This window comes from Pseudonocardia sp. GCM10023141 (assembly GCF_042653605.1).
The window spans coordinates 38718-64763 of record NZ_JBHSIR010000044.1; the positions used below are offsets into that span (position 1 = coordinate 38718).

The window sequence follows — 26046 nt, forward strand, 5'->3', positions numbered from 1 at the left end:
TCAGATGCGATCGGGAAGGTCAGAAGGAACGGGGCGCGAGCGCCGACGCGCGCGAGACGAACCGGAAGCGGTCGGGACGGATCCGCAGGATCGCGACGTTGAACCGGCGCCCGGACGGATCGGAGATCGCCTGCTCCATCGCCAGCAGCGGCACCCCGGGGGCGGTCTCGAGCAGTGCGGCCGTGACGGGATCGGCCTGCACGCAGTCCATGACGAACTCGGACTCGCCGAGCACCAGCCCGGCGTCGGCGAGCAGCGTGTACCAGTGACCGCGGAAGGAGGTGGCGACGAGCCGCTCCGCCTCCGGGTAGAGCACGTAGTTGGTCGCGACGGCCGCGGGCCCGCCGTCCTGCATCGCCACGTACTCCAGCCGCAGGCAGGGCGTGCCGGGCGGCACCTGCAACCAGGCGGCGAGCGCGCCGGGCGCGGCCAGCGTGGAGCGGTCCAGCACCCGCGGCCGGGTGGCCGCGTCGAGCATCTCGCCCTCGGCGACCACCCCCAGCGCCTCGTCCATCGAGGTCGTCGGCGGGCCGATGACGGCGTGAGTACCGACGCCCGGCAGCCGTTCGACGAGGCCCTCGACCCGCAGCATCGCCAGCGCCTCGCGCACGGTGGAGCGGGTGGCGCCGTAGCCGGCCATCAGCTCGCTCTCCGAGGGCAGCTGCCCGGTGATGCGCTCGGCGAGCACCGCGGTGCGCAACAGGTCGCGCAGCCTGCGCACCTCCTGCTCCCGCGGCGAGCGCTCGCGCCGCGGCGACGGGACCGCCATGGCCACCGACCGTAGGGACACCCCGTTGCCGTCGCGTGCCCCGGCGATCACGCCCGTGTGACGTGCGAGCGGTCGGCGCAGCACCGGTGCCGTCACGACGCGACCTCCGGTCCCGATACCGCGACGATCGCGGACGCACCGACCGGGACGCGCGCCCGGGGCATGCCGAGCTGCACCGGACCGCCGGGAACCGGCCGCCACGCGCTCGGCTTGCATGCGTCGTGGCACGCGCCGTCGGTCGAGCAGCACAGCGAGCAGATGGCACCGGAGTGGAACGGGCAGGTCGCCATGTCGACGAGATCGAACGTCGCGTCGCACACCACGCACGTCGCCTCGGTGGCGCCTTCGGGGAACTCGCTGGTGCGGGCGATGTAGTAGCGACCGCGGGTGAGCAGCGCCAGCACCGGCGGCAGCACGAGCGCGATCACCAGCGACACGAACGGGGCGAGCTCCGCCAGCAGCGAGCCGAACGCGCCGAAGTAGGCCAGGACCGACACGCCACCGGCAACCACCATCGAGCCGAAGCCGATCGGGTTGACGTTGAACAGGTGCGCCCTGCGGAACTCGACGTGCGCCGGGCCGATTCCCAACACCCGCTTGTTGATCACGAGGTCGGACACCATCGCGGCGATCCAGGCGATGCCGACGTTCGCGTAGACCACCGGCAGGGCCACCTCGGCCGCGGTCGCCTGCGTGTCCGCGTAACCCACCAGCAGCGTCGAGGCGAAGAAGATCACCACCGCGAAGACGGCGAACCCGGGGCCGCCCATGATCACCGCCCAGCGCCAGCCGCGCAGGCGTCCCGGCTCGGGATCGGGCATCAGGCGCAGGTAGTCACCCTGCTCCCCCACCTGCGTCGCGAGCGACAGGTTGGCTGCGGCCACCACGAACACGGCCACCAGGCTGAACCCGGCGACGGCCCCGACCCCGGCGCCGTCGAGCGGGACGGGGTCGATCATGTGCTCGCCCGCGCCGGGCGCCGTCGCTGCCGTGATCACGGCGAGCCCGATCAGCACGACCCACAACGGCCACGTCCAGGCCTGGAACCTGGCGCTGAAGCTCATCCCGTACAGCGTCAGCGGCACCATCACCGCGGAGACCACGACGTAGGACCAGTGGATGTCGAGCCCGGTCAGCGCCGTCACCGCCTGCCCCATGATCGCGCCCTCGAAGGCCAGGAAGATCAGCGTGTACGTCGCGTAGACGAGCGAGGTGACCGTGGAACCGAGGTAACCGAACCCCGATCCACGGGTCAGCAGATCGATGTCGATGTGCTTGCGCGCGATCGCGAACGCGATGACGATCGTCAACGGCAAGGTCACGATGCTGGCGATCGCGAAGCCCAGCAGCGAGTTGCCGAAGCCGAACGCGTTGACGAACGCGGCGTCGAGCGCGTAACCCGCCATCGCGGAGAGCCCGACCAGGCAGCTGAGGAACACCATCAGTGGCGACCAGGTGCGGAACGCACTGGGCGTGTAGCGCAGGGAGAAATCCTCCATCTGCGGGTTGTCGGCGAGGTGCATGTGGCGGGCCCTCCCACGTGGCGATCCGGGACGGCGGGACGCTATGAGCGCGTCTTTGCGGCTGTGTCACGCCGTTCGTTGCGCCCGGTTACGCCACAGCGCGGCGATCCGCACCCCGCAGACCTGCATCGATGCCGGACCCGATCGCCGATCCGCCGGAACCGACACCGATCCGCCGACGGCGGGAGCGATCGGGGCGGCGTACGCTTCCGCCACGTGCGCTTCCTCGACGGTCAGCAGCCCCGCCACGACCTGACCTATGACGATGTCTTCCTCGTCCCGGAACGGTCCTCGGTGGCCTCCCGGTTCGACGTGGACCTCACCACCGCCGACGGCTCCGGTGCGACGCTGCCGGTGATCGCGGCCAACATGACCGCGGTGGCCGGCCGCCGGATGGCCGAGACGCTCGCGCGGCGCGGTGGGCTCACCGTGCTCCCGCAGGACGTCGCGCCGTCCGCGGTCGCCGAGATCGTCAGCTGGATCAAGTCGCGCCACCCCGTCTGGGACACCCCGCTCGTGCTGCGCACCGGCGACGCGGTGGCCGACGCGGTCAACCTGCTGCCCAAGCGCGCGCACGGCACCGTCGTCGTCGTCGACGACGGCGGCCGTCCGGTCGGCACGGTCGACGAGGCCGCGTGCACCGGCGTCGACCGCTTCACCCGCCTGTCCGACGTGCTCGACCCGGCACCGCTGCTGCTGCCGCTCGACACCGCGCCGCGCGAGGTCTTCGAGGCACTCGGCGGGCGCGGCGTCGCGCTCGGCCTGGACGCCGACGGCCGGCTCGTCGGACTGCTCACCGCGCTCGGCGCGCTGCGGGCCGAGGTCTACTCCCCCGCGCTCGACGCGGCGGGCAAGCTGCGCACCGCGGCCGCCGTCGGCATCAACGGCGACGTCGCGGTCAAGGCGAAGGCGCTGCTCGACGCGGGTGTCGACATGCTCGTCGTCGACACCGCGCACGGGCACCAGGAGAAGATGATCGACGCGCTGCAGGCCGTGCGGCGGGTCGTCGACGACGCGGGCTCAGCGGTTCCGGTGGCCGCGGGCAACGTCGTCACGGCCGCGGGCGTGCGCGACCTGGCCGCCGCGGGTGCCGACATCATCAAGGTCGGGGTCGGTCCCGGCGCGATGTGCACCACCCGCATGATGACCGGCGTCGGCCGCCCCCAGTTCTCCGCCGTGCTCGAGTGCGCCGAGGCCGGCCGCGATGTGGACGTGCGCATCTGGGCCGACGGTGGCGTGCGGTGGCCGCGCGACGTCGCGCTCGCGCTGGCCGCCGGGGCGTCCGCCGTGATGATCGGCTCCTGGCTGGCAGGCACCTACGAGTCGCCGGGCGACCTGCTGCGCGACGAGAACGGCCGCCCGTACAAGGAGTCGTTCGGGATGGCCTCCAAGCGTGCGGTGAGCGCGCGCACCCGCGGCGACGGGGGCTTCGAGCGGGCGCTGAAGGGTCTGTTCGAGGAGGGCATCTCGTCGTCGAAGCAGCTGCTGGACCCCCAGCGTCCCGGCGTGGAGGACGTGCTCGACGGCATCTGCTCGGGCGTCCGCTCGGCGTGCACGTACGCCGGTGCCCGCAGCCTCGATGAGCTGCACGAGCGCGCGCTGATCGGCGTGCAGACGATGGCGGGATTCACGGAGGGCACGCCACACGGCCTGTAGACCTGACGCACACCGTCAGGGGTTCACGCACACCGTTGACGGTGTGCGTCGGCACCGCACGGTGTGCGTCAGCTCGCGGGCTCGCGCAAGCGGTCGATGTCGCGCCGCACCGTCCGCCGGACCTGGACTTCACCCACCCGCTGCCCGAGGCGCCCTGGTACGAGCCGGGTGCGCGCTGGTCGGCGCGGCGGGTGCTGCTGCACATCCTCGCCGAGACCGCCCAGCACGCGGGCCACGCCGACATCCTCCGCGAGACGATCGACGGGCAGAAGTCGATGGGCTGAGAAGACAACGAGCGGCCCTCCCTTCGCGGAGGGGAGGGCCGCTCGCTGCTGTCGGGTCAGGCTGCCGGGCCCTCCAGGAGTTCGGTGACCAGTGCCGCGATCGGGCTGCGCTCCGAGCGGGTGAGCGTGACGTGCGCGAAGAGCGGGTGGCCCTTCAGCTTCTCGATCACGGCGGCGATGCCGTCGTGGCGACCGACACGCAGGTTGTCACGCTGCGCGACGTCGTGCGTGAGCACCACGCGGGAGGCCGTGCCCAGCCGCGACAGCACCGTCAGCAGCACGTTGCGCTCCAACGACTGCGCCTCGTCGACGATGACGAACGAGTCGTGCAGCGACCGGCCGCGGATGTGGGTGAGCGGCAGGACCTCCAGCATCCCGCGGGCCATGATCTCGGCCATCGTGTCCTCGCTGACCAGCGCACCGAGGGTGTCGAAGACGGCCTGCGCCCACGGACCCATCTTCTCGGCCTCGCTGCCCGGCAGGTAGCCGAGCTCCTGGCCGCCGACCGCGTAGAGCGGGCGGAACACCACGACCTTGCGGTGCTGCTGGCGCTCGAGCACGGCCTCCAGACCCGCGCACAGCGCCAGTGCCGACTTCCCGGTGCCGGCCCGGCCACCGAGGGAGACGATCCCGACCTCCGGGTCGAGCAGCAGGTCCAGTGCCACCCGCTGCTCGGCGGAGCGGCCGTGCAACCCGAACGCCTCGCGGTCGCCGCGGACGAGCCGGATCCGCTTGTCGGCCGTGACCCTGCCGAGCGCGGCGGAGGCCCCGCCCAGCAGCCGCAACCCCGTGTTGCACGGCAGGTCGAGCGCCGCGTCGTGGTCGATCACTCCTTCCCGGAACAGGGCGTCGACATCGGCAGCCGGCACCTCGACATCGGCCATCCCGGTCCAGCCGGACGGCACCACGTCGAGAGCGTGGTACTCGTCCGCGGTGAGGCCGACGGCTGCCGCCTTGACGCGCAGCGGCATGTCCTTGGTGACGAGCACGACGCCGCCGAGCCCGGCCTCCTTGCGCTCCGCTGCCAGGTTCAGCGCGCAGGCGAGGATCCGGCTGTCGTTGGAGTCGGTACGAAAGCCCGCGGGGAGCACCTCCGGGTCGGTGTGATTGAGCTCGACGTGCAACGTTCCGCCTGCGGAGCCGATCGGCACCGGGGAGTCCAGGCGTCCGTGCTGGATGCGCAGCTCATCGAGCTGGCGCAACGCCGTGCGGGCGAACCATCCGAGTTCCGGATGCTGCCGCTTGCCCTCGAGTTCGGTGATCACCACCAGCGGGAGGACCACTTCGTGCTCGTCGAACCGGGTCAGGGACCACGGGTCGGACAAGAGCACGGAGGTGTCCAGCACGTAGCAGCGGGTGTTCTCCGAGGCGGGGGCGATACGACGGTCAGTCACAGGTGCTCCCTCGTGGGCGCGGCACCGCGCCCACTCTCTGGTGGGCCGGCCGGCCCTGGCTCGGGCGCCTCCTGCGACCTGGATCTCGCCGCCGAGCACGCCCGCGAGGGCCGGATGCCGGCCCCCTCGGGTGCTAACACCACGACCAGGGCCTCCCCGGGCGGTGCGCATCGGGTACGTACCGCCGAGGACAACGCTACCGGCGGTTCCCCGGGTGCGGTCAACAGCAACGCCGATACTCACCCCAGAGCCGAACCTGAAATTAACAGAACGGCCTACCGCTCGTCGCATCTTGGACACCGTCCGTCGCCGTTGAGTGACCGCACGAACACGTTCAGTCGCGGCCCATGTGCACAGCGTGCCGATGGGCGGGCGGGTCCGTGGGGGGCCGGCGCGCATCCCGGACGCCAGGAGGGCCACCTTGCTGACGTCCAACGCCTGCAGGGCCACCTTGCTGACGTCGGGAAGCGCCTGCAGCCCGGCCCGCCACCCCAACGCCCGGACACGCCCCGTTACGGGAACTGCGGCAACCGAAAAGGATACGCTCGCATTCGAGTGATTCCCGATCACGGAACGTATGGATACTTCCTCGGTCCGGGCGGAGCAATCCGGAAAATGGCCCCCCAAAAGGATGCGTAACCAAACTCAAAGTATTCGACTCACTCGATAGGGGTACGGGATTTGTCCAAAGCGCCTCTGGCGCGCTACTTTTTCCGTGGTCAGCGAGGGCTCCCCGGTCATACGCTGACACTGAATGGAATCGACTTCGGTCGGATCCGCATGAACCAAACAGGAGATGAACTGTGCTGAAGAAGGCTGGAATTGTCGTGGCTGCGGCCGCTGCCGGTCTGCTGGCTGTTAGCCCGCTCGCCTTCGCAGGCGACAAGGGCGGCGACTGGCACCACGGTCACTCGTCCTCGGTCACCAACAACAACTCCAACGGTGACACGAGCGGCGGACTCGTGAACGTGGCGGACAACAACGTCAACGTTCCGATCCAGGCGTGCAACAACAACATCCCGGTCAACGTCCTGGGTGTTCAGGTCTCCGACGTCACCGCCGAGCTCACTGGGGCCCTCGGCCTGCTGGGCACGGGCACGGTTGGCGACACCACTCAGTCGGCCGACCGCACCTGTGGCGACAACAGCGGCAGCGCGGGCGACGCCCACGTGCAGGACTGATCTAGTCTGACGCGCAAGAAGGCCCGGACCACTTTGTGGTCCGGGCCTTCTTGTATTTCCGGTCGCAACAAAATCCAGCAGGCCGCCGGTGGCGGTCAGGAACCGAACCGCCGGTGCCGGGCCGCGTAGTCCCGCAGCGCGCGCAGGAAGTCGACCTTCCGGAACTCCGGCCAGTACGCCTCGCAGAACCAGAACTCCGAGTGCGCCGACTGCCACAGCATGAACCCGGACAACCGCTGCTCACCCGATGTGCGGATCACCAGATCCGGATCGGGCTGACCCGAGGTGTACAGGTTGGCCGCGATGTGGTCGACGTCGAGCACCTCGGCGAGCTCCTCCATCGACGTGCCCGACTCGGCGTGCTGCAGCAGCAGCTTGCGGACGGCATCGGCGATCTCCTGGCGACCGCCGTAACAGACCGCCACGTTGAGCTCGAGGCCCGTGCGGCCCACGGTGCGTGCCGCAGCGGCCGTCAGCCGATCCGAGATCGGGGCCGGCAGCAGGTCGAGCGCCCCCACCATCCGCAGGCGCCAGCGCGCCGACGGACCGCTGAGATCGTCGACGACGTCGGCGATGATCTGGAGCAGCGGCGCCAGCTCGTCGGCGGGCCGGCTCAGGTTGTCGGTGGACAGCAGCCACAGCGTGACGACCTCGACGTCGGCTTCCTCGCACCACTGCAGCAGGTCGGCGATCTTGGCCGCCCCTGCCCGATGGCCGTCGTTGACGTCGGCGAGGCCTTCGTCGCGGGCCCATCTCCGATTCCCGTCGAGCATCAACGCGACGTGTTTCGGCCGCTCTCCGGCGCCACCCAGCTGACGGCTCAGCTGGCGCTCATACATCGAGTACAGCAGGTCGCGCACGCCCACGACCCGAGAGACTACGCCCGCGGTGGCGGGGTTCACGTCCAGGACACCATCGGGGCTTCCCCGGTGCCGTAGCCTCGAGAGGTGCCGCCCGGGACCATGACCACGCCGCCTCCGGGACTTCCGCACGTCAAGCCGCGGATGCGGGGCTGGCTGCACTTCTGGTCGTTCGCCGTGTCCATCGCCGCGTGCGCCAGCCTGATCGCGATCTCCGCGTCACTCGTCGGTGGCGGCGCCGCGCTCGCCACCTCCGTCTACAGCGTCACCATCCTGGGGCTGTTCGGCACGAGCGCGCTGTATCACCGCCGTACCTGGCACACCACGAGGGCCAGAGCCGTCATGAAACGGCTCGACCACTCGATGATCTTCCTGTTCATCGCCGGCACCTACACTCCGGTCGCCGTGCTCGCGATGGCTCCGAGCACGGCGCGCTGGGTGCTGATCGTGGTGTGGGCGGGTGCGCTCGCCGGCGTCGTGCTCAAGATGGTGTGGCCGCACGCGCCGGCGTGGGTCGGGGTGCCGATCTACCTCGCGCTGGGCTATGTCGCGATCTTCGTGCTGCCCGATCTGCTCGCGCACGGCGGTGTGGCCGCGCTCGTGCTGCTGCTGGCAGGCGGCCTGTTCTACACGATCGGCGCGATCTTCTACGCCACCCGCTGGCCCGACCCGTGGCCCCGCACGTTCGGATACCACGAGTTCTTCCACGCGGCCACGGTGCTCGCCGCGATCTGCCATCTCATCTCGATCTGGCTGATCCTCTTCTGATCACTCGTCGCCTGCGGCGGCGGGGCCCTTCGTGCGCAGCTCGTCGACCTTCGCCATGGCCTCGCGCAGCTCACCGAGCCACTCGTCGGCGTGCTCGCCGACCAGGCGCACGGCCCAGGCCAGCGCGTCGGACCGCGACCGCGCCACGCCCGAGTCCACCAGCGTGTCGAGCACGATGCGTTCCGGCTGCCGCAGCCGCGTCATGACCGGCACCGACGCCACCGTGAACAGCTCCTCGCTGTCACCGATCCGCGCGCCCCAGGCGACCTTGCGCTGGTAGCGGTGCTCCGCCTGGCGGGCGATCTCGATGCGCTCCTCGCGCGTGCCCTCGCGGAACCGCGAGATCCGGCCCGCCTCGGCCGCGGTCCGATCGGCGTGCCCCGCCTCGGTGTCGGCGAACTCGCCCTCGACCGCCGCCAGCTCACCGACGATCAGGATCTCCTCGCGGTCGATGGTGACCTCGGGCGCCGCGACGAACCAGTCGTCGGGCAGGCGACCCTGCAGCCAGGCCGCGGCGTCATCGGCACCCGGCAGATCGGCCTGCTGCCATCCACCGCGACCGGGCCCGCGACCGCCGCGACCTGCTGCGCCGTGCCAACCCCTGTGCATCCGTCCGGACATCTGAGCCTCCGCGCTCTCGTTGTGATTACGAGATTACACAGCTACAGGCCGATGTGCAGCCTGATGATTACGCTGCAAGCGCACCCACCCGGCGTCAGCCGCGCAGGCTCGCGGCCAGCTCCGCGACCGTGCTGACCGGGCGATCGCAGACGAAACCGCGGCAGACGTACGCCGCTGCCCGCCCGTCGACGAGCGGGCGGGCAGCCAGCAGTGGGCTGCCCGGCGCGTCCGGCTCACCGACGACGACCACGGTGCCGCCGGGCGCGACGGCGATAGCGGTGCTCACCAGCTCCGCGAGGTGCGGGTCACCCGCGTCGCCCACCACCGCCACCTGCAGCGGTCCGCTCACCGCGGCCTCGGCCGCCGTGAGCCAGTGCCCGGCGAACCGTGGATGCCGCTCCGCGAGCGTGCCGACCCCGCGCAGCGCTGCCTCTGCGACATCGCGGTAGTGGCCGCCGTCCGCCGTCAGTACCGACGCCGTGAGCAAGGCGGACGCCAGCGCCGAGCTCCCGCACGGCGTCGCGTTGTCGGTGAGCTCGCGCGGCCGGTGCAGCAGCGCCTCGGCGTCGTCGGCGGTGTCGTGGAAGGCACCCGGCGCATCCAGCACGGCGAAGTGCTCGAGCGCGACGTCGAGCAGCCCGGTGCCGGCAGCGAGCCAGCGCGGCTCGCCGGTGGCCTGGTAGAGCGCCAGCAGCCCGTCCGCCAGGCAGGCGTGGTCCTCGAGCACGCCCGCCGCGGTACCGACCCGGCCGGCCCGCGACGAGCGGCGCAGCCTCCCGTCGACGACGTGCAGCCCCAGCACCAGCTCGGCGGCCCGGACCGCACCGTCGATCCAGTCGGTGCGGCCGAGTGCGGCGCCGCCCTCGGCGAGCGCCTGGATCGCCAGCCCGTTCCAGGCCGTCACGACCTTGTCGTCGCAGGCAGGCTGCGGCCGTTGCCCGCGGGCGACCAGCAGTTCCGTGCGGATCCGCTCCCAGCGCTGCGGGTCGTCGGGGTCGGCGAGCAGCTGCAACGTCGACGAGCCGTGCTCGAACGTGCCGGGCCCGGTGACGGTCAGCAGCGCGGCCGCCCACTCCCCGTCCGCCGCGCCGAGCACCTCGTGCAGCTGTGCGGGCGTCCAGGCGTAGGTCAGGCCCTCGACACCGTCGGTGTCGGCGTCGAGTGCGGAGGCGAACCCACCTTCGGGGGTGCACAGCTCCCCCAGCAGGAACCCGGCGATCCCGTCCGCGACCCGCAACGGCAGCGCGTCGCCGGTGACCCGCGCCAGGTGCGCGTAGACCCGCAGCAGCAGGGCGTTGTCGTAGAGCATCTTCTCGAAGTGCGGCACCACCCACTGCGCGTCGACGCTGTAGCGGGCGAAACCGCCGGCCAGCTGGTCGTACATGCCGCCGCGAGCCATGCGCTCCGCCGTGAGCCCGACGAGGCGCAGCGCCTCGGCCGATGCCGTGCGCTCGTGGTGGCGCAGCAGGAACTCGAGCGCCATCGACGGCGGGAACTTCGGCGCCCCGCCGAAGCCGCCGAACCGGGCGTCGAAGGTCTCCCCCAGCGTTGCAGCGGCCCGGTCGAGCGCGTCGGCGTCGACGACCGACGACGGCAACGCGGCCGCGGCGTTGTCGGCGAGGCGCGCCGCGATCTCCCCCGCGGCGCCCCGCACCCGCTCGCCGTCGTCACGCCACGCCGTGGTGACGGCGTCGAGCAGCTGGCGGAACCCGGGCATGCCCTGGCGCGCCTGGGGCGGGTAGTAGGTGCCGCAGTGGAACGGCTCGCCTGCCGGGGTGAGGAAGCACGTCATGGGCCAGCCGCCCTGACCCGTCATCGCCTGGGTGGCCGCCATGTAGATCGCGTCGATGTCGGGACGCTCCTCGCGGTCGACCTTGATCGCGACGAAACCGGCGTTCACCTGCGCCGCCGTCGCCGCGTCCTCGAACGACTCGTGCGCCATGACATGGCACCAGTGACAGGCCGCGTAGCCGACCGACAGCAGGACCGGCACATCCCGGCGGGCGGCCTCGACGAAGGCGGCCTCGGACCACTCCCACCACTCGATGGGATTGTCCGAGTGTTGCAGGAGGTACGGGCTGGTGGCGGCGGCGAGCCGGTTGGGCATGGCCTCAGCCTGTCAGGCGCGCTCGCGAGACGGTGCGGGTGGCGTCAGGGGTGCGCCACGGGCGCGGCCGGCTGGGGAGTGGGCAGGTATGGGTTGGCCGGCCCGGCGCCTCATGGAACCTTGTGGCTGATCGGGTCGGGCCGGCGGAGCCGCCAGCAGCCATATGGAACCTTGTGGCTGCCCACCGAGCGCCGAGCAACGCGCAAAGTCCCGCCCGGCCTTCATGCTCGGAACATGCCGACCAGCGAGCCATCAACGTGAGGTACCCAACGATCGCCGCGGGTACTGCTCAGGCCCGGGTACTCCCCGCCTCGTCGCCCGTCGAAGGAGCGTCGCCGGGTGCGTCGAAGCTCGCCGGCAGCTTCTTGATGCGTCTGGTCATCGAGCGAATCAGGAAGACGGTGGCGATGCCGAGCAGCACGATGACGACGAGCGCGATCGGTGAGGCCTTGCCGAACTCCTCACCCTTGCCCGGCGGCGGCTCCGGATCCTGCATCGGAACCCCGACAACGGGCAGCGCGGAAGCCGCGGAGACCGCCCCGAGATCGACAAGCAAGCCGTTCACCGCTGCTCCTTCCGTGCCGATGGTGCACGCAAGAGGCTACGCGGACCTCTTGCACGCACGTCAGTTGGCCGGGCCGACCGCCACCTTGACGTCGATGCCGGCGAACAGATCGCGCTCCGGATCCGGGACGTCGACGAGCGTGCGGACGAGCTCGTAGTCCTCCGTGGGCCAGACCTCGCGCTGGATCTCCTGGGGCACGAAGAACCACCGGCTGGTGGGGTCGATCTGCGTGGCGTGGGCCAGCAGCGCGGCATCGCGCACGTCGAACCACTCGGCGCACTCGACGCGGGTGGTGACGCGGAGGCCCGGATCGGGCCGGTCGCTCCAGTTGGCCAGCCACTCCTTGTACGGCGACTCGAGCCCGCGCGCTTCAAGTGCGGCGTCGAAGGCGATCAGGCGCGCCTTCGAGAAGCCGTGCGAGTAGTACAGCTTGAGCGGCTGCCATGGATCGCCCGTGCCCGGGAAGCGATCGGGATCGCCCGCTGCGTCGAACGCCGCCATGGAGATCTCGTGGGTCTTGATGTGATCGGGGTGCGGGTAGCCGCCGTTCTCGTCGTAGGTGACGAGCACGTGCGGGCGGAACTCGCGGATGAGCGCCACCAGCGGAGCCGTGGCCTCCTCGAGCGGGACGAGCGCGAAGCAGCCTTCGGGTAGCGGCGGCTTCGGATCGCCCTCGGGCAGGCCGGAGTCGACGAAGCCGAGCCAGCGGTGCTGGACACCGAGGATCTCGGCGGCCTTCGCCATCTCGGCGCGGCGGACGGCGGGCAGATCGGCCAGCACCTCGGGCCGATCCATCGCCGGGTTGAGGATGCTGCCGGCCTCGCCGCCCGTGCACGTGACGACCATGACCTCGTGGCCCTCGGCGACGTAGCGGGCGCTGGTGGCGGCCCCCTTGCTCGACTCGTCATCGGGATGCGCGTGCACCGTCATGAGCCGCAGAGGGGTGGAGCTGCGCTGATCGGAAGACGACATGAGGTCGGCCGCGGTCCCTTCTGAGATGTGGAGCTGACGGGATCGTTGCAGAGTGCCCCGACAACCTTCGCTACGAGGTCGAACGCTGTATCGGCCGCGCACCTTCCCGCGCCCTAATTTCGTGACCCAGCGTAATTGTCGGTGGGTGTGAATAGGGTCGTGCGCGTCGCCGGGACACGGTCGGCGGCACAGTTCGCGAACCTGAGCGGAAGGGGCTACGGTGAGCGGTCGCACGGCGATGCGTGCACGTTGCAGGTGCGCATTGCAGGTACAACTGCAAGCGGTTGACCAGCAGGGATACGCGAAGCGGGAACTCTTCGGCACCCCCAACCGTTCGTCGAAAGGCTGCGACGAGTGGCTGGCACCGTGTTACCGTGAGCTGCACACGGCCCGCAGGCGGGTCGTGTTTTTCCTTACTCGGGGCTATGCCGCCATCGAGATCGGGATCGCCCACGACGGGTTGATCCCGTCCGCGGGCGAACGGTCCGTGGCTGCATGGAACTGGACAGGCTGGAGGAGTGATGACCGTGACGGACACGCAGGTGACCTGGCTGACCCAGGAGGCCTACGACCGGCTCAAGGGCGAACTGGACGTGCTGATCGCGAACCGCCCCGTCATTGCTGCTGAGATCAATGCCCGCCGCGAAGAGGGCGACCTCAAGGAGAACGGCGGTTACCACGCCGCGCGCGAGGAGCAGGGTCAGCAGGAGGGCCGCATCCGGCAGCTGCAGGAGCTGCTGCGTACGGCGCAGGTCGGCGTCGCACCGTCGAGTTCCGACGTCGCCGCGCCCGGCATGGTCCTCAAGATCCGTTACGACGACGAGGACACCGAGACGGTGCTGCTGGGCTCCCGCGAGGAGGGCGCACACGGCGACCTGCAGGTGATCTCCCCCAACTCCCCGCTGGGCGCGGCGCTGCTGGGTGCCAAGGTCGGCGAGACCAGGACCTACCAGCTGCCCACGGGCGGCAACATGGAGGTCTCCCTCGTCTCGGCCGAGCCCTTCAAGGGCTGAGTTCTTCCACGGGCTGAGTTCTCCAGCTTCACCAGCCACCGGGCACACCGTCGGCGATCTCGCCGACGGTGTGCCCTGCTGTCCGCAGGGCGTTCACCAGCTCGGCGCAGTGTTGCGGGCCACGGGTCTCGAGGGTGACGTCCACGTCCACCTCACCGAGCGAGAGCGCCCCTGATATGCGGGAATGGGCCACGTCCAGGACGTTGGCACCGTGCGAGCCGATCTGCACCAGCAGCTCGGCCAGCGCTCCCGGACGGTCGCTCACCCGCACCCGCAGCGCGAGGTAGCGCTTCGCCGTGGCCATGCCGTGCTGGATCACGTGCAGCAGGACGAGCGGGTCCACGTTGCCGCCCGACAGCACCGCCACGGCGGGGGTGGCGAAGCGGCGCGGGTGCTCCAGCAGCGCGGCCACTCCCGCGACGCCTGCCGGCTCCACCACGAGCTTGGCGCGTTCGAGGCAGTGCAGCAGCGCGCGCGAGAGCGCGTCGTCGTCCACCGTGATCATGTCGTCGACGAGCGCGGCCACCTGCGGGAACGTGATGTCACCCGGGCGCCCGACGGCGATGCCGTCGGCGATCGTGCGCATCGCGGCGAGCGAGCGGGGTTCTCCCGCCGACAGCGAGTCGGGCCACGCCGCGGCGCCCTCTGCCTGCACGCCGACCACGTGGACGTCGGGCCGTTGCGCCTTGATGGCGGCGGCCACGCCCCCCAGCAGCCCGCCGCCGCCGGTGCCGACGAGCACGGTGCGCACGTCGGGCACCTGCTCGAGGATCTCGAGGCCCACCGTGCCCTGTCCGGCGATCACATCGGGATGGTCGAAGGGGTGCACGAACACCGCGCCCGTGAGCGTGGCGAACTCCCTGGCGGCGGCGATGCTGCCGTCCACGGTCTCCCCGGCGAGCTGGACGGTGGCACCGTAGCCGCGGGTGGCGCCGACCTTCGGCAGCGCAGCGCCGACCGGCATGAAGACCGTGGCCTCGATGCCGAGGAGCCGCGCCGCCAGCGCCACTCCCTGCGCGTGGTTGCCCGCGCTCGCCGCCACGACCCCGCGGGCGCGATCGACGTCCGACAGCCGGGCAATGCGCGTGTAGGCCCCGCGGATCTTGAAGGAGCCGGTGCGCTGGAGGTTCTCGCACTTGAACCAGACCGGCCCGCCGCACAGGTCCGACAACGTGCGGGAACCGGCCACCGGCGTGACCGAGACGACCCCGGCCAGCAGTTCCCGCGCGGCCCGGATGTCGTCGATGCCGACGGGCGGGACGGCCACCCCCTGCGTGGTCATGGGCCCATCCTCGCACCGGCCGTGCGGGCCCGGACCACCACGCGGCGCACCGCGCACCCGGCAGCGGTAACCTCGGTCCGGGACAGCTCGGGGGATGCCGCGCGAGCATCGTGGCGGCCACTGTCCGGTGGAGGTCGAGATGACACGGCTGTTGAGATGACCCGGCTGCGGGCCATGGCACCACTGCTGGTGGCTGCCGTCCTCACCGCCGTCGCGGTGGCCACCGTGCAGGCGGCGGGTTGCGACGACCCCGGCCACTACGAGCTGCAGGACGGCCGCTACGTGCTGGTCGGAGGGTGCATCGCCCCCGGCGACATCGTGGTGCCCAACCCGGCCCCGAACTCCACCACGCGCGCCGACGCCGACGCGCCCGCGCGCAGCTGACGCCCCACCGCGCCAACCCCACCGCGCCAACCCCATAGCCACCGCGCCAACGTCCCGACATCGGCGCCGTGGCCGCTGCGTTGGCGCCGTCGAACCGGCGCTCCCACCGCGCCAACCCCGTGGCCACCGCGCCAACGTCCTGACGTCGGCGCGGTGGCCATCCGGTTGGCGCCGTCAGGCGGCGTCGAGCGCCGTGCGCAGGTCCTCCACCAGGTCCTCGACGTCCTCGATGCCCACCGAGAGGCGCACCAGCGAGTCGGGCACCTCCAGCGCGGAGCCGGAGACCGAGGCGTGCGTCATGGCGGCGGGGTGCTCGATCAGCGACTCGACGCCGCCGAGCGACTCGGCCAGCGTGAACAGCTCGGTGGCCCCGCACACCCGCAGCGCCGCCTCCCGGCCGCCCGCGACGGTGAACGACACCATGCCGCCGAAGCGGCGCATCTGCTTGGCCGCCACCTCGTGGCCGGGGTGCTCCGCGAGTCCCGGGTAGAGCACGCCGGAGACGGCGCTGTGGCCGCTGAGCATCTCGGCGATGCGCTCGGCGTTGTCGCAATGGCGCTCCATGCGCACGGCGAGCGTCTTGACACCCCGCAGCGTCAGCCAGGCGTCGAAGGGGCCGGGCACCGAGCCGACGGAGTTCTGCGTGAACAGGATCTGCTCGGCCAGCTCGTCGTCGCTCGTGACGAGCGCGCCCCCGACGACGTCGGAGTGACCGCCGACGTACTTGGTGGTGGAGTGCAGCACCACGTCGGCGCCGAGCGCGAGCGGGTTCTGCAGGTACGGCGACGCGAACGTGTTGTCGACGACGAGCCGCGCGCCCGCGCCCCGCGCGACGTCGGCCAGCGCCGCGATGTCGGCGATGCCCAGCAGCGGGTTGGTGGGCGTCTCGCACCAGATGGCCCGGGTGGTCGGACGGATCGCGGCCCGCAGCGCGTCGACGTCACCGAGGTCGACGGTGCTGTGCTCCACACCCCACTGCGAGAGCACCTTGTCGACGAGGCGGAACGTGCCGCCGTAGGCGTCGTGCGGGATGACCATGTGGTCGCCCGGCTTGAGCAGCACCCGCATGAGGACGTCGGAGGCGCCCATGCCGGAACCGAACGCGACGGCATGGCGGCCGCCCTCGAGCGCCGCCAGGCACTCCTGCAGCGCCGTACGCGTGGGGTTGGCGCTGCGGGAGTACTCGTACCCGGCACGCAGGCCACCGACGCCGTCCTGGGCGAACGTGGAGGACGGGTGGATCGGCGTGATCACCGCTCCGGTCGTGGGATCCGGCTCCTGGCCAGCATGAATGGCATTGGTGGAGAAACCGCGCATGGGCGAAACGCTACGCGCGGGAGGCTCGCGCACACCGCCGGGGGCTCGCACCCACCGCGCATGGTGGGTGCGAGCACGCTCCGGTGTGCGCGGGTCAGCTGCCGGAGCCGATGAAGGCCAGCACGTCCGAGCGAGTGACGACGCCGGCGGGCTTGCCGTCGACGAGCACGAGTGCCGCGTCGGCCTGCGCGAAGGCCGCCATCGCCGTGTCCAGCGCTTCACCGGCCCCGAGCGTCGGCAGCGGTGCGGACATGTGCCGCTCGAGGCGGTCCGAGAGCTGGGCCCGGCCGGTGAACAGCGCGTCGAGCAGGTCGCGCTCGACCACCGCGCCTGCCACCTCCGCCGCCATCACCGGCGGCTCCGCCCGCACCACGGGCATCTGCGAGACGTGGAACTCGCGCAGGTAGTGGACGGCGTCGGCGACGGTCTCGTTCGGGTGGGCGTGCACGAGGTCGGGCATCGAGCCGTCCTTGCGGCGCAGGATGTCACCGACCGTGGCGCCCTGCGTGGGCGGCATGAACCCGTACCCGGCCATCCAGGCGTCGTTGAACACCTTGCCGAGGTAGCCGCGGCCGCCGTCGGGCAGCAGCACCACCACCACCGCGTCGGCCGGCAGGTCGGCGGCGATCCGCAGCGCGGCCACCGTGGCCATGCCGCACGAGCCACCGACGAGCAGCGCCTCCTCGCGGGCGAGGCGGCGCGTCATCTCGAAGGAGTCGCCGTCGGAGACCGCGACGATGCGGTCGCAGATGTCCTTGTCGTAGGTGGTGGGCCAGAAGTCCTCGCCGACGCCCTCCACGAGGTACGGACGGCCGGTGCCACCGGAGTAGACGGAGCCCTCGGGGTCGGCGCCGATCACCTGGACGCGGCCGTCGGAGACCTCCTTGAGGTACCGCCCGGTGCCGCTGATGGTGCCCCCGGTGCCGATCCCCGCGACGAAGTGCGTGATCGTGCCCTCGGTCTGCTCCCAGAGCTCCGGGCCGGTGCCGAGGTAGTGCGACTCCGGGTTCTGCACGTTGGCGTACTGGTTGGGCTTCCACGCCCCGTCGATCTCGGTGACGAGGCGGTCGGAGACCTGGTAGTAGGAGTCGGGGTGCTCGGGCTCGACGGCCGTGGGACAGACCACGACGCGGGCGCCGTAGGCGCGCAGGACGTTGCGCTTGTCCTCGCTGACCTTGTCCGGGCAGACGAACACGCACTGGTAGCCGCGGCGCTGCGCGACCATCGCCAGCCCGACGCCGGTGTTGCCCGACGTCGGCTCGACGATCGTGCCGCCCGCCCGCAGCTCACCGGACTTCTCGGCGGCCTCGATCATGCGCAGCGCGATGCGGTCCTTCACGCTGCCGCCGGGGTTGAAGTACTCGACCTTCGCCAGCACGGGGGCCGCGATCCCGGCCGCGACCGGGCCGAGCCGGACCAGTGGCGTGTTGCCGACCAGGTCGGCGACGTGCTCGACATAACGCATGAGTCCATCGTCGCACCCCGCAGAACAGGCACTTCGGGGGCTCTCACGCTGTCCGCGTCGGGCATCCAGCGGGCAACACTACGGCGTACAACGCAACCCGATGGCGCAACAACCCGCGCAAACGGGCTACTGTCCATGCACGCATCGCGGCGTGGAACCCGACAACAACGTCCGACCTTGGTCGACGACACCAGCAGGAGGGCAGGTTGCCGGCGGACGAGGTGGAGGTGGACCGCGCTGCTGCGGACCGCGCCGCCCACCGCGATGCCGAGCTCACCGCACTGGCCGAACGCGCTGCCGCCGGTGAGACGAAGGCTCTCAACACCCTGCTCGAGAAGATCCGGCCCACCGTGCTGCGCTACTGCCGCGCCCGCCTCGGCGGCGGTGACAGCGGCCTGCAGACCGCGGAAGACGTCGCGCAGGACGTGCTGCTGGCCGTCTGCAGCGCCATCCCCCGCTACGAGCCGCGCGGCAACCCCGCCATGTCGTTCGTCATCGGCATCGCGCGCAACAAGGTCGTCGACGCCTACCGCGCGGCCGGGCGGGACCGCAGCCGGCCCACCGACCAGATCCCCGACGACATCGACGACGGCCCCGGCCCCGATGTCCGGGTGCTGCAGAAGACCGACGCCGCCCAGCTGCGTGCCCTGCTCGACCAGCTGCCTGCCGCCCACCGCGAGGTGCTGGTGATGCGGATCGCTTTGCAGTTCAGCGCCGCGGAGACGGCCATCGCGCTCGGTTCCACAGCGGGCGCCGTCCGGGTCACCCAGCACCGGGCGCTGGCGAGGCTGCGCGCGCTGGTGGCCGCACAGTCAGCCGTGGAAGGCGTCTAGCGCACGTCGCACAGGTTCGTGGGTCGTCGCACGCCGTCCAACGCCTGCGACGACTGGAGATCGTGTGCGAGGTGGACCTACTCCACCTCGGCCAGGCGCCGGAGCAGGAACGCTCGCTCCGGCCGGTTGCCGACCATCGCGAGCGCCTCCCGATAGGCCGCGGCGGCCTCCGCCGGCCGCTCGAGGCGGCGCAGCAGGTCGGCCCGCGCGGCGGGCAGCAGGTGGTAGCCGGCGAGCCGCTCGTCGGCCACCAGCGCGTCGAGCTCGACGAGTCCCGCCACCGGGCCGTCCCGCATCGCCACGGCGACGGCGCGGTTGAGCGCCACCAGCGGGGACGGCGCCACCTGCGCCAGCACGTCGTAGAGCGCCACCACCTGCGGCCAGTCGGTGGTGGTGACGTCGGCGGCCTCGTCGTGCACCGCCGCGATGGCGGCCTGCAGCGCGTAGGGGCCGGGGCGCCCACCCGTCAGCGCCTCCACCACGAGCGCGCGGCCCTCGACGATGTGGTCGACGTTCCACAGCGTGCGGTCCTGCTCGCCGAGCAGCACCAGCTCGCCGTCGGGTCCGGTGCGCGCCGCACGGCGGGCGTCGACGAGCAGCAGCAGGGCCAGCAACCCGCTCACCTCGCGCTCGCCGGGCAGCAACCGGTGCAGGATCCGGGCGAGCCGGACGGCCTCGTCGGCGAGGTCGACGCGCATCAGATCGGGGCCCGAGCTGGCCGCGTAGCCCTCGGTGAAGATCAGGTAGACGACCTGGAGCACCGCGGGCAACCGGGCGGGCAGCTCACCGGCCTCCGGCACCCGGAACGGGATGCGGGCGTCGCGGATCTTGCGCTTGGCACGGACGATCCGCTGCCCCATGGTGGCGGGCGGCAGCAGGAACGACCGCGCGACCTCCGGCGTCGAGAGCCCGGCCAGGCAGCGCAGCGTCAGCGCGGTCTGCGCCTCGAGCGCGAGTGCCGGGTGGCAGCACGTGAAGAACAGCCGCAGCCGGTCGTCCGGGACGTCGTCGGAGTCCGTGTCGAGCACCGCGACGGGCTGGTCGCGGTCGGCCTCGGCCTGCAGCACCGCGATGCGGGCCGCGTAGGCCTTGTCGCGGCGCAGCCGGTCGACGGCCTTGCGGCGCGCCGCGGTCAGCAGCCAGGCTGCCGGCCGCGTCGGCACGCCGTCGACCGGCCAGTGCTCCAGCGCCGCGGCCACCGCGTCGGAGGCCACCTCCTCGGCGAGGTCCAGGTCGCCGAACTGGCGCACGAGCGTGGCGAGCAGCCGGCCCCGTTCCTCGCGGAAGACGGCCTCGATGGAGGTGCCCGTCGAGGCACCGGGACCGACCGCTCGCTCGGGCACCTGGTCAGTACTCCATGAGCGGCCGTACCTCGACCTTGCCGCCCCACCGGGCGCCGGGGCACTTCGCCGCCCAGTCGATGGCGGCGTCGAGGTCGGGCACGTCGATCAGGTAGTAGCCGCCGAGCACCTCGCGGGTCTCGGCGAACGGCCCGTCGGTGACGACCCGCTCACCACCGGCGGTGACCTGCACGGTGGTGGCCGCCTCCGTGCCCTGCAGCCCCTCCCCACCGAGGTTGACACCCGCGTCGGAGACCGCCTTCGAGTACGCGAAGTAGGCCTCCATCACCTGCTTGCCCTGCTCCTCGGTGGGCGGCTCGGTCGGCTCGGCTCCATAGATCAGCAGCATGTACTTCACGGCTGGCTCCTCGTGGTGTCTCGGGTCCGTCGTCGGTGGCCGGGTTGCCACACAGCATGACGACGAACGAGCCCCACCGGAATCGACAGCGCCCCTCGATCAGGTGCGTTCGACCGTTCGAAGTCCTCCCGCGGGGGTCCAGGTGCGGATCACCATCATCGTCGCGGTCTCGTTCAGGCCGATGAGGACGACCTGGTCCAGGTCGGCCCGGAACAGGTCGCCCTCGATGTCCCCGTCGACGTCACCGGCGTGGAACGCCCGGCCGGCGACCTTCGCGTCGCCGACCCAGGCCGCGTCGTCACCGTCCGGGGCGTCGACGGTGGCGCTGTGCAGCGCGAAGCGCGGGTCGCGGAGCAGGTCCGCGCCCTTGCGCGAGCGGGGCATCGACCCGAACGTCAGCTCGCCGTCGGCGAAGCTGCACTCGGTGCCCGAGATCCGCGGTGCGCCGTCTGCCCGCAGCGTGGCGAGCGTCTTGTGCTTGTTGGCGTCGAAGATCTTCCGCACCCGGTCGGCGAACTCGGGCTCGGAGCGCTCGACGTCCTTCCATGTGGCCATGCCCCGAGCATGGCTGCATAACCTGACAACCCTGGTCAGGTTCACCCGGTCCACATCACTCTCCGGTTGCTCCCGATCGTGGTTACTGCCGCGTAGTCTCCGAATCGGATTCCAGTTCCCAGTCTTCAGCCGACGAGGAGTAGACGATGCCCGAAGCCGTGATCGTCGCGGCGGCCCGATCCCCGATCGGGCGCGCGTTCAAGGGGTCGCTGACCACCATCCGACCCGACGATCTCACCGTGCAGCTCGTCAAGGCCGCACTGGCGCAGGTGCCCGAGCTCGACCCGAACGACGTCGACGACCTCATGCTCGGCTGCGGGCTGCCCGGCGGGGAGCAGGGCTTCAACATGGCCCGCGTCGTCGCGGTGCTGCTGGGCTACGACGCGATCCCCGGCACCACGATCACGCGTTACTGCTCGTCGTCGCTGCAGACCACGCGGATGGCCCTGCACGCGATCAAGGCCGGCGAGGGTGACGTGTTCATCTCGGCGGGTGTCGAGACGGTGTCGCGCTTCGTCAAGGGCAACTCCGACTCGCTCCCGGACACGCACAACCCGCTGTTCTCCGACGCCGAGGCACGTTCGGCGAAGCTGTCCGAGGGCGGCCTGGACTCCTGGACCGACCCGCGCGAGAGCGGCACGACGCCCGACGTCTACATCGCGATGGGCCAGACCGCGGAGAACCTGGCCCGCGCCAAGGGCATCACGCGCGAGGACATGGACCGCTTCGGCGTCCGCTCCCAGAACCTGGCCGAGAAGGCCATCGCCAACGGGTTCTTCGCCCGCGAGATCACCCCGGTCACGCTGCCGGACGGCACCGTGGTGTCGAACGACGACGGCCCGCGCGCCGGCGTCACCTACGAGGGCGTGAGCGGGCTCAAGCCCGTCTTCCGTCCCGACGGCCTCATCACCGCGGGCAACTGCTGCCCGCTCAACGACGGCGCGGCGGCACTCGTGATCATGTCCGACACGAAGGCCGCCGAGCTGGGCATCACGCCGCTGGCCCGCGTCATCGCCACCGGCGTCTCCGGCCTGTCACCCGAGATCATGGGCCTCGGCCCGGTCGAGGCGTCGAAGCAGGCACTCGCCCGCGCGGGCATGACCATCGACGACATCGACCTCGTCGAGATCAACGAGGCGTTCGCGGCGCAGGTCATCCCGTCGGCCCGCGACCTGGGCATCGACGAGGACAAGCTCAACGTCAACGGCGGCGCGATCGCACTGGGCCACCCGTTCGGCATGACCGGAGCGCGCATCACCACCACGCTGCTCAACGGCCTGCGGACCCACGACAAGTCCATCGGCCTCGAGACGATGTGCGTCGGCGGCGGCCAGGGCATGGCGATGGTGCTCGAGCGCCTCAACTAATGGATCTGCAACTGCGGGGGCGGCGAGCGATCGTCACCGGCGCGAGCCGGGGCATCGGGCTCGCCGTCGCCCACGCACTGGCGGGCGAGGGCGTCGACGTGGCGCTCGTCGCCCGCCACCGCGACGCGCTCGACGCGGCGACGGCGCAGGTCGCCCGGCACGGCACGCGCGCGGTCGGGCTCGTCGCCGACACCGCGAGCGACGACGACGTGCGGGCGATGGTCGCGGCGGCCGTGGAGGAGCTGGGCGGGGTGGACATCCTCGTCAACGCGGCCGCCCGCCCGGCGAGCGCGGGCCCGACGCCGGCGCTCACCGAGCTGACCGACGACGCGGTGCGGGTGGAGCTGGAGACCAAGCTGCTGGGCTACCTGCGCTGCGCCCGCGCCGCGGCGCCGCACCTGGTGGCGCAGGGCTGGGGTCGCATCATCAACATCAGCGGTCTCAACGCGCGCCGGTCGGCCTCGCTCGTGGGGTCGGTGCGCAACGTGGCCGTGGCCGCGATGACGAGCGCGCTCGCCGACGAGCTCGGCCCCCGCGGCGTCACGGTGACGGTGGTGCATCCCGGCTTCACGGTGACCGAGCGCACCCCCGGCATGATCGCGGGGATGGCGAGCGAGCAGGGCATCAGCGAGGAGGACGCGGCCGCCCGGCTGGCGAGCAGCACGTCGATCGGCCGGCTGGTGACCGCCGCCGAGGTGGCCGACGTGGTGACGTTCCTGGCCTCGCCGCGCAGCATCGCGATCAATGGGGACGCGGTGGCCGCAGGCGGCGGGTCACCGGGCACCACGCACTACTGACACTCCGCGAACGGCAGCGGCCGGCACCTCGTACGAGGTGCCGGCCGCTGTCGCCGTGGAGCGCGGGACTCAGTCCGACCGCAGGTACGTCAGCAGCCGCAGGATCTCGATGTAGAGCCAGACCAGCGTGGTCATCAGGCCGAAGGCGATGTACCACGCCACCTTGGCCGGGGCGCCGCCGCGGACGGCCTGATCGGCCTGGTCGAAGTCGAGCAGCAGGCTGAACGCCGCCACCCCGATGATGACCAGGCTGAAGATGATCGAGAGCGGCCCGCCGGACCGCAGCCCGAGGTCGAGGCCGAACAGGCTGGCCACCAGGTTGGCCACCATCAGGATCACGACGCCGATCAGCGCGCCCATGACCCACTTGGTGAAGCGCGGCGTGACCCGCACGGCACCGGTCTTGTAGACCACCAGCATGCCGACGAAGACGCCTGCCGTACCGAGCAGCGCCTGGAACGCGATGCCCGGGAACCTCATGTTCAGCAGCCCGGCGATGCCGCCGAGCGCCACGCCCATCGCGGCCGAGTAGAGCAGCACCAGCGGTGCACCGGCCCACTGCGGCTTGAAGATCAGCACCAGCGACACGACGAACCCGACGACGAACGCCGGGATCCCGAGGCTGTAGAGGCCGGCGACCGCGGTGATGATGCCGGCGATCAGCGCCACACCGGCGGACAGCCCGGTCTTGAGGACGATGTCGTCGGTGGTGAGCGGCCGCTCCCCGACGCCGGCCCGACCGTGATCGACCGACCCCGCCTGGGCATCGGCGTAGGCGGCCGTGCCGCCCATCGCCCCACCCATCGCGCCGCCTTGGCGGTCGAACGTGGCGTAGCCGCCCTGCCCACTGGGCAGGTTGCGGAACGCCGGATTGCTGCTGGTGCGCACCTGTTCCTCCTCGGAGCGTTTGGCGCTTCCATGCTGACAACGCGGGAGCAGCGCAGGTCGTTCCCGCTCGGTAAAAGGAACTTTACCCGGGAGCGTCCCCGGCTGGCATCATGCCGCAGCCGTGCTGCCGGAGGGGGGATCCAGCGCGACACCCGCGTCCTCGAGCGCGGCCTCGGTAAGCAGCCGCGCGAACGCGCGATCGGCATCGGTGACGGTGGCATCCGCCAGCGGCGCATCGACGCCCACGAGGCGGCAGGCGTCGAGCAGGATCACGTCGTAGGCGGCCGTGACTGCCAGGCGCCGCACCTGGGAGGGCTGCCGAGCGGCCCGCACCTCGCGGCGCAGGCGGCGCAGGTCGGCCACCACCGTCTCGAGGGACGGGCCGGGCGGCTGGCGGCGCGCGGTACGACGGTCCTGCAGCGCATCGAGGGCAGCAGGCAGCAGCCGCAGGGCCAACCAGAACAGCAGCGTCGGTGTGGCCGCGACGAAAACGTAGAGCAGCAGGCCCAGCAGGACCGGACGGTCACCCGCCATCAGCCGACGATACCCCGCCTCAGCTGCTGATATCGACGATTTCTCGCTCTGAGACAGCGCGGGTGCGGGCCGGGCGCCTGCGCCTGATCACCACGGCCAGCACGATGATCTCCACGACGATCACGACGGACGCCGCGACGATCGCCGGCACCACCCACCGGTGCCACCAGGGTTCGACGTACCCCGCCGGGGTCAACGTGGTGCTGCCGTCCACCGTCGTCGGCCTGCCGTCCACGAGCAGCGACAGCCGCCACGTGCTGACGACGGCCGGCTCGGTCATCGCATAGAGCGCGGCCGGCTCGGGGGTGAGCGTCGCCCCGGGCAGCGGGAACGTCGCACGCGCCTCCGTGGACACCGGCGTCCACTGCGGCACGGCCGCCGGATCCGGCGCCGCGGGATCTGGCGCCGCGGGATCTGGGACCGCCGGATCCTGGGCCGCGCGCCACGTCGGGCTGGCGGTGTTGGCGGCGCTGCCCTGCGGCGAGAGGCGCAGGTAGGGCTCCCCCGCGGCGCCGAGCACGACCACGTCACTGCGCCCGCTGTTCTGCACCGTGACGTCGGGGACGGAGGAGCCCGCGGCGACGGCGACCGTGACGTCGGGCGCCGGCCGGGCGTTGCTCACCTCGGGTGTGAACGTGCCGCTCGCCGGTCGGAACTCGCTGTGCCCCGCCGCGCTGCCGGTGACGTCGCCGTAGGCCAGCGGCACCGTCCAGGACCCGAACCGGTCGAGCGGCTTCGCCGCGGCCCGCTGCAGCGGCGTCGGCACCGCCGCACGCAGCCGCTGGTCGAACCACGACCAGGCCGGGTCGGCGGAGACCTGCAACCAGATCGGCTTGGCGTGCTCGGCGGTGGTCTCCGGGACCGGGCCGCTGCCGTCGGCCGTCTTCGCGGTGAACCACTCCGGCGAACGCAGGTTGCCGAAGGCCCCGCCCGGGCCGACCCTCAGCATCGGGTCGCCCGCGCTCGACAGCACCGTCACCTCGGTCGCGGTCGGGTTGCGGAGCACGAGCCGCGGGCCCGGCGCCGTCGCGTCGGCCGTGAGCGTGACCCCGGGCATCTCCGGTGCGACCCGGTCGACGAGCAGCGCGACGTCGGAGCCGCCCGCGGCTTCCTGCGCGGATGCCACCGGTGCGAAGGCGAGCCCGGCCACGAGCGCCGGAATCGCGGCGAGCAGTGCGGGAAGGCGTCTGCGCATCGTTCCTACCTGTGGTCC

General features: G+C 71.7%; 25 protein-coding genes and 1 pseudogene. 9 read left to right on the forward strand and 17 right to left on the reverse strand.

Annotated elements, in window-relative coordinates; all coding sequences use genetic code 11:
* Positions 1-19: 19 nt before the first annotated feature.
* Both ACFPFQ_RS26285 and ACFPFQ_RS26290 read right to left on the reverse strand, forming a co-directional pair.
* The gene (locus ACFPFQ_RS26285) at positions 20-865 is read right to left on the reverse strand and encodes a GntR family transcriptional regulator (protein WP_379623381.1); all 846 of its coding nucleotides are present in this window, start codon (positions 863-865) and stop codon (positions 20-22) included.
* Complete coding sequence (locus ACFPFQ_RS26290) at positions 862-2292, reverse strand: purine-cytosine permease family protein (RefSeq protein ID WP_379623383.1); 1431 nt, start codon at positions 2290-2292, stop codon at positions 862-864. The genes ACFPFQ_RS26285 and ACFPFQ_RS26290 overlap by 4 nt, the downstream gene beginning before the upstream one ends.
* Positions 2293-2508: 216 nt before the next feature.
* Here ACFPFQ_RS26290 and ACFPFQ_RS26295 point away from each other — a divergent pair, with 216 nt between their 5' ends.
* Positions 2509-3948: a GuaB1 family IMP dehydrogenase-related protein gene (locus ACFPFQ_RS26295; protein ID WP_379623385.1), complete on the forward strand. Its 1440-nt coding sequence runs from the start codon at positions 2509-2511 to the stop codon at positions 3946-3948.
* A gap of 116 nt (positions 3949-4064) precedes the next feature.
* Positions 4065-4232: pseudogene (locus ACFPFQ_RS26300) on the forward strand (DUF664 domain-containing protein); the annotation flags it as partial.
* Positions 4233-4288: 56 nt separating this feature from the next.
* On the opposite strand, the gene ACFPFQ_RS26305 reads toward ACFPFQ_RS26300, so the two are convergent.
* Positions 4289-5626: a PhoH family protein gene (locus ACFPFQ_RS26305; protein ID WP_379623387.1), complete on the reverse strand. Its 1338-nt coding sequence runs from the start codon at positions 5624-5626 to the stop codon at positions 4289-4291.
* Positions 5627-6429: 803 nt separating this feature from the next.
* Between ACFPFQ_RS26305 and ACFPFQ_RS26310 the strand changes: the two genes are divergently transcribed.
* Positions 6430-6807, forward strand: coding sequence for a hypothetical protein (locus tag ACFPFQ_RS26310; protein WP_379623389.1), 378 nt, complete (start codon positions 6430-6432; stop codon positions 6805-6807).
* A 95-nt stretch (positions 6808-6902) separates the two neighbouring features.
* Here ACFPFQ_RS26310 and ACFPFQ_RS26315 read toward each other — a convergent pair whose 3' ends face one another.
* The gene (locus tag ACFPFQ_RS26315) at positions 6903-7667 is read right to left on the reverse strand and encodes an isoprenyl transferase (RefSeq protein WP_379623490.1); all 765 of its coding nucleotides are present in this window, start codon (positions 7665-7667) and stop codon (positions 6903-6905) included.
* Between the two features lie 102 nt (positions 7668-7769).
* On the opposite strand from ACFPFQ_RS26315, the gene trhA reads away from it, so the two are divergent.
* Positions 7770-8435 carry a PAQR family membrane homeostasis protein TrhA gene (trhA, locus tag ACFPFQ_RS26320; protein WP_379623391.1) on the forward strand — a complete coding sequence of 222 codons (666 nt, stop codon included), beginning with the start codon at positions 7770-7772 and terminating at the stop codon, positions 8433-8435.
* On the opposite strand, the gene ACFPFQ_RS26325 is transcribed toward trhA, so the two are convergent.
* The 4 genes from ACFPFQ_RS26325 to mca form a co-directional block, all read right to left on the reverse strand.
* Complete coding sequence (locus ACFPFQ_RS26325) at positions 8436-9044, reverse strand: hypothetical protein (protein WP_379623492.1); 609 nt, start codon at positions 9042-9044, stop codon at positions 8436-8438. It lies immediately after the preceding gene.
* Between the two features lie 106 nt (positions 9045-9150).
* Complete coding sequence (locus ACFPFQ_RS26330; RefSeq protein WP_379623393.1) at positions 9151-11163, reverse strand: thioredoxin domain-containing protein; 2013 nt, start codon at positions 11161-11163, stop codon at positions 9151-9153.
* Positions 11164-11452: 289 nt separating this feature from the next.
* Positions 11453-11728: a hypothetical protein gene (locus ACFPFQ_RS26335; protein WP_379623395.1), complete on the reverse strand. Its 276-nt coding sequence runs from the start codon at positions 11726-11728 to the stop codon at positions 11453-11455.
* Between the two features lie 60 nt (positions 11729-11788).
* Positions 11789-12658, reverse strand: a complete 870-nt coding sequence (gene mca / locus ACFPFQ_RS26340; RefSeq protein ID WP_379623397.1) for a mycothiol conjugate amidase Mca — start codon at positions 12656-12658, stop codon at positions 11789-11791.
* A 569-nt stretch (positions 12659-13227) separates the two neighbouring features.
* Here mca and greA point away from each other — a divergent pair.
* On the forward strand, positions 13228-13713 hold the full coding sequence (greA, locus tag ACFPFQ_RS26345; RefSeq protein ID WP_379623399.1) for a transcription elongation factor GreA: 486 nt from the start codon (positions 13228-13230) through the stop codon (positions 13711-13713).
* Positions 13714-13741: 28 nt separating this feature from the next.
* On the opposite strand, the gene ilvA is transcribed toward greA, so the two are convergent.
* Positions 13742-14995: a threonine ammonia-lyase gene (gene ilvA / locus ACFPFQ_RS26350; RefSeq protein ID WP_379623401.1), complete on the reverse strand. Its 1254-nt coding sequence runs from the start codon at positions 14993-14995 to the stop codon at positions 13742-13744.
* Between the two features lie 156 nt (positions 14996-15151).
* On the opposite strand from ilvA, the gene ACFPFQ_RS26355 reads away from it, so the two are divergent.
* The gene (locus ACFPFQ_RS26355) at positions 15152-15379 is read left to right on the forward strand and encodes a hypothetical protein (protein ID WP_379623403.1); all 228 of its coding nucleotides are present in this window, start codon (positions 15152-15154) and stop codon (positions 15377-15379) included.
* Between the two features lie 174 nt (positions 15380-15553).
* Here the strand turns inward: ACFPFQ_RS26355 and ACFPFQ_RS26360 are convergent, their stop codons facing one another.
* Both ACFPFQ_RS26360 and ACFPFQ_RS26365 read right to left on the reverse strand, forming a co-directional pair.
* On the reverse strand, positions 15554-16696 hold the full coding sequence (locus tag ACFPFQ_RS26360) for a cystathionine gamma-synthase (RefSeq protein ID WP_379623405.1): 1143 nt from the start codon (positions 16694-16696) through the stop codon (positions 15554-15556).
* A 94-nt stretch (positions 16697-16790) separates the two neighbouring features.
* Entirely contained in the window at positions 16791-18161 is a 1371-nt protein-coding gene (locus ACFPFQ_RS26365; RefSeq protein WP_379623407.1) for a cystathionine beta-synthase, read from the reverse strand.
* A gap of 206 nt (positions 18162-18367) precedes the next feature.
* Between ACFPFQ_RS26365 and shbA the strand changes: the two genes are divergently transcribed.
* The gene (gene shbA / locus ACFPFQ_RS26370) at positions 18368-18994 is read left to right on the forward strand and encodes an RNA polymerase sigma factor ShbA (RefSeq protein ID WP_379623408.1); all 627 of its coding nucleotides are present in this window, start codon (positions 18368-18370) and stop codon (positions 18992-18994) included.
* 77 nt (positions 18995-19071) lie between these two features.
* Here the strand turns inward: shbA and ACFPFQ_RS26375 are convergent, their stop codons facing one another.
* The 3 genes from ACFPFQ_RS26375 to ACFPFQ_RS26385 form a co-directional block, all read right to left on the reverse strand.
* A complete protein-coding gene (locus tag ACFPFQ_RS26375; RefSeq protein ID WP_379623410.1) occupies positions 19072-20337 on the reverse strand; it encodes an RNA polymerase sigma factor in 1266 nt (421 codons plus the stop codon).
* A gap of 4 nt (positions 20338-20341) precedes the next feature.
* Positions 20342-20692: a YciI family protein gene (locus tag ACFPFQ_RS26380; protein ID WP_379623412.1), complete on the reverse strand. Its 351-nt coding sequence runs from the start codon at positions 20690-20692 to the stop codon at positions 20342-20344.
* A 99-nt stretch (positions 20693-20791) separates the two neighbouring features.
* Positions 20792-21247 carry a pyridoxamine 5'-phosphate oxidase family protein gene (locus ACFPFQ_RS26385; protein WP_379623414.1) on the reverse strand — a complete coding sequence of 152 codons (456 nt, stop codon included), beginning with the start codon at positions 21245-21247 and terminating at the stop codon, positions 20792-20794.
* A 146-nt stretch (positions 21248-21393) separates the two neighbouring features.
* Between ACFPFQ_RS26385 and ACFPFQ_RS26390 the strand changes: the two genes are divergently transcribed.
* The gene (locus ACFPFQ_RS26390; protein ID WP_379623416.1) at positions 21394-22614 is read left to right on the forward strand and encodes an acetyl-CoA C-acetyltransferase; all 1221 of its coding nucleotides are present in this window, start codon (positions 21394-21396) and stop codon (positions 22612-22614) included.
* Entirely contained in the window at positions 22614-23411 is a 798-nt protein-coding gene (locus ACFPFQ_RS26395) for an SDR family NAD(P)-dependent oxidoreductase (protein WP_379623418.1), read from the forward strand. Before ACFPFQ_RS26390 ends, ACFPFQ_RS26395 begins: the two co-directional genes overlap by 1 nt.
* 69 nt (positions 23412-23480) lie before the next feature.
* Here the strand turns inward: ACFPFQ_RS26395 and ACFPFQ_RS26400 are convergent, their stop codons facing one another.
* The 3 genes from ACFPFQ_RS26400 to ACFPFQ_RS26410 all read right to left on the reverse strand — a co-directional run bounded on the left by ACFPFQ_RS26400 (position 23481) and on the right by ACFPFQ_RS26410 (position 26028).
* On the reverse strand, positions 23481-24299 hold the full coding sequence (locus ACFPFQ_RS26400; RefSeq protein ID WP_379623420.1) for a Bax inhibitor-1/YccA family membrane protein: 819 nt from the start codon (positions 24297-24299) through the stop codon (positions 23481-23483).
* A gap of 108 nt (positions 24300-24407) precedes the next feature.
* Positions 24408-24833, reverse strand: coding sequence for a hypothetical protein (locus ACFPFQ_RS26405; protein ID WP_379623422.1), 426 nt, complete (start codon positions 24831-24833; stop codon positions 24408-24410).
* A gap of 19 nt (positions 24834-24852) precedes the next feature.
* Positions 24853-26028, reverse strand: a complete 1176-nt coding sequence (locus ACFPFQ_RS26410) for a hypothetical protein (RefSeq protein WP_379623424.1) — start codon at positions 26026-26028, stop codon at positions 24853-24855.
* Positions 26029-26046 lie beyond the last annotated feature (18 nt).

What these genes read in the sequence shown, in the direction of transcription:
- mca (WP_379623397.1), bottom strand. Translation starts at nt 12,658, where the DNA reads ATGACGGTGCACGCGCATCCCGATGACGAGTCGAGCAAGGGGGCCGCC.
- ACFPFQ_RS26390 (WP_379623416.1), top strand. Translation starts at nt 21,394, where the DNA reads ATGCCCGAAGCCGTGATCGTCGCGGCGGCCCGATCCCCGATCGGGCGC.
- ACFPFQ_RS26410 (WP_379623424.1), bottom strand. Translation starts at nt 26,028, where the DNA reads ATGCGCAGACGCCTTCCCGCACTGCTCGCCGCGATTCCGGCGCTCGTG.
- ACFPFQ_RS26365 (WP_379623407.1), bottom strand. Translation starts at nt 18,161, where the DNA reads ATGCGTTATGTCGAGCACGTCGCCGACCTGGTCGGCAACACGCCACTG.
- trhA (WP_379623391.1), top strand. Translation starts at nt 7,770, where the DNA reads ATGACCACGCCGCCTCCGGGACTTCCGCACGTCAAGCCGCGGATGCGG.
- ACFPFQ_RS26290 (WP_379623383.1), bottom strand. Translation starts at nt 2,292, where the DNA reads ATGCACCTCGCCGACAACCCGCAGATGGAGGATTTCTCCCTGCGCTAC.
- ACFPFQ_RS26355 (WP_379623403.1), top strand. Translation starts at nt 15,152, where the DNA reads ATGACCCGGCTGCGGGCCATGGCACCACTGCTGGTGGCTGCCGTCCTC.
- ilvA (WP_379623401.1), bottom strand. Translation starts at nt 14,995, where the DNA reads ATGACCACGCAGGGGGTGGCCGTCCCGCCCGTCGGCATCGACGACATC.
- ACFPFQ_RS26405 (WP_379623422.1), bottom strand. Translation starts at nt 24,833, where the DNA reads ATGGCGGGTGACCGTCCGGTCCTGCTGGGCCTGCTGCTCTACGTTTTC.
- ACFPFQ_RS26360 (WP_379623405.1), bottom strand. Translation starts at nt 16,696, where the DNA reads ATGCGCGGTTTCTCCACCAATGCCATTCATGCTGGCCAGGAGCCGGAT.
- ACFPFQ_RS26330 (WP_379623393.1), bottom strand. Translation starts at nt 11,163, where the DNA reads ATGCCCAACCGGCTCGCCGCCGCCACCAGCCCGTACCTCCTGCAACAC.
- ACFPFQ_RS26385 (WP_379623414.1), bottom strand. Translation starts at nt 21,247, where the DNA reads ATGGCCACATGGAAGGACGTCGAGCGCTCCGAGCCCGAGTTCGCCGAC.
- ACFPFQ_RS26325 (WP_379623492.1), bottom strand. Translation starts at nt 9,044, where the DNA reads ATGCACAGGGGTTGGCACGGCGCAGCAGGTCGCGGCGGTCGCGGGCCC.
- ACFPFQ_RS26395 (WP_379623418.1), top strand. Translation starts at nt 22,614, where the DNA reads ATGGATCTGCAACTGCGGGGGCGGCGAGCGATCGTCACCGGCGCGAGC.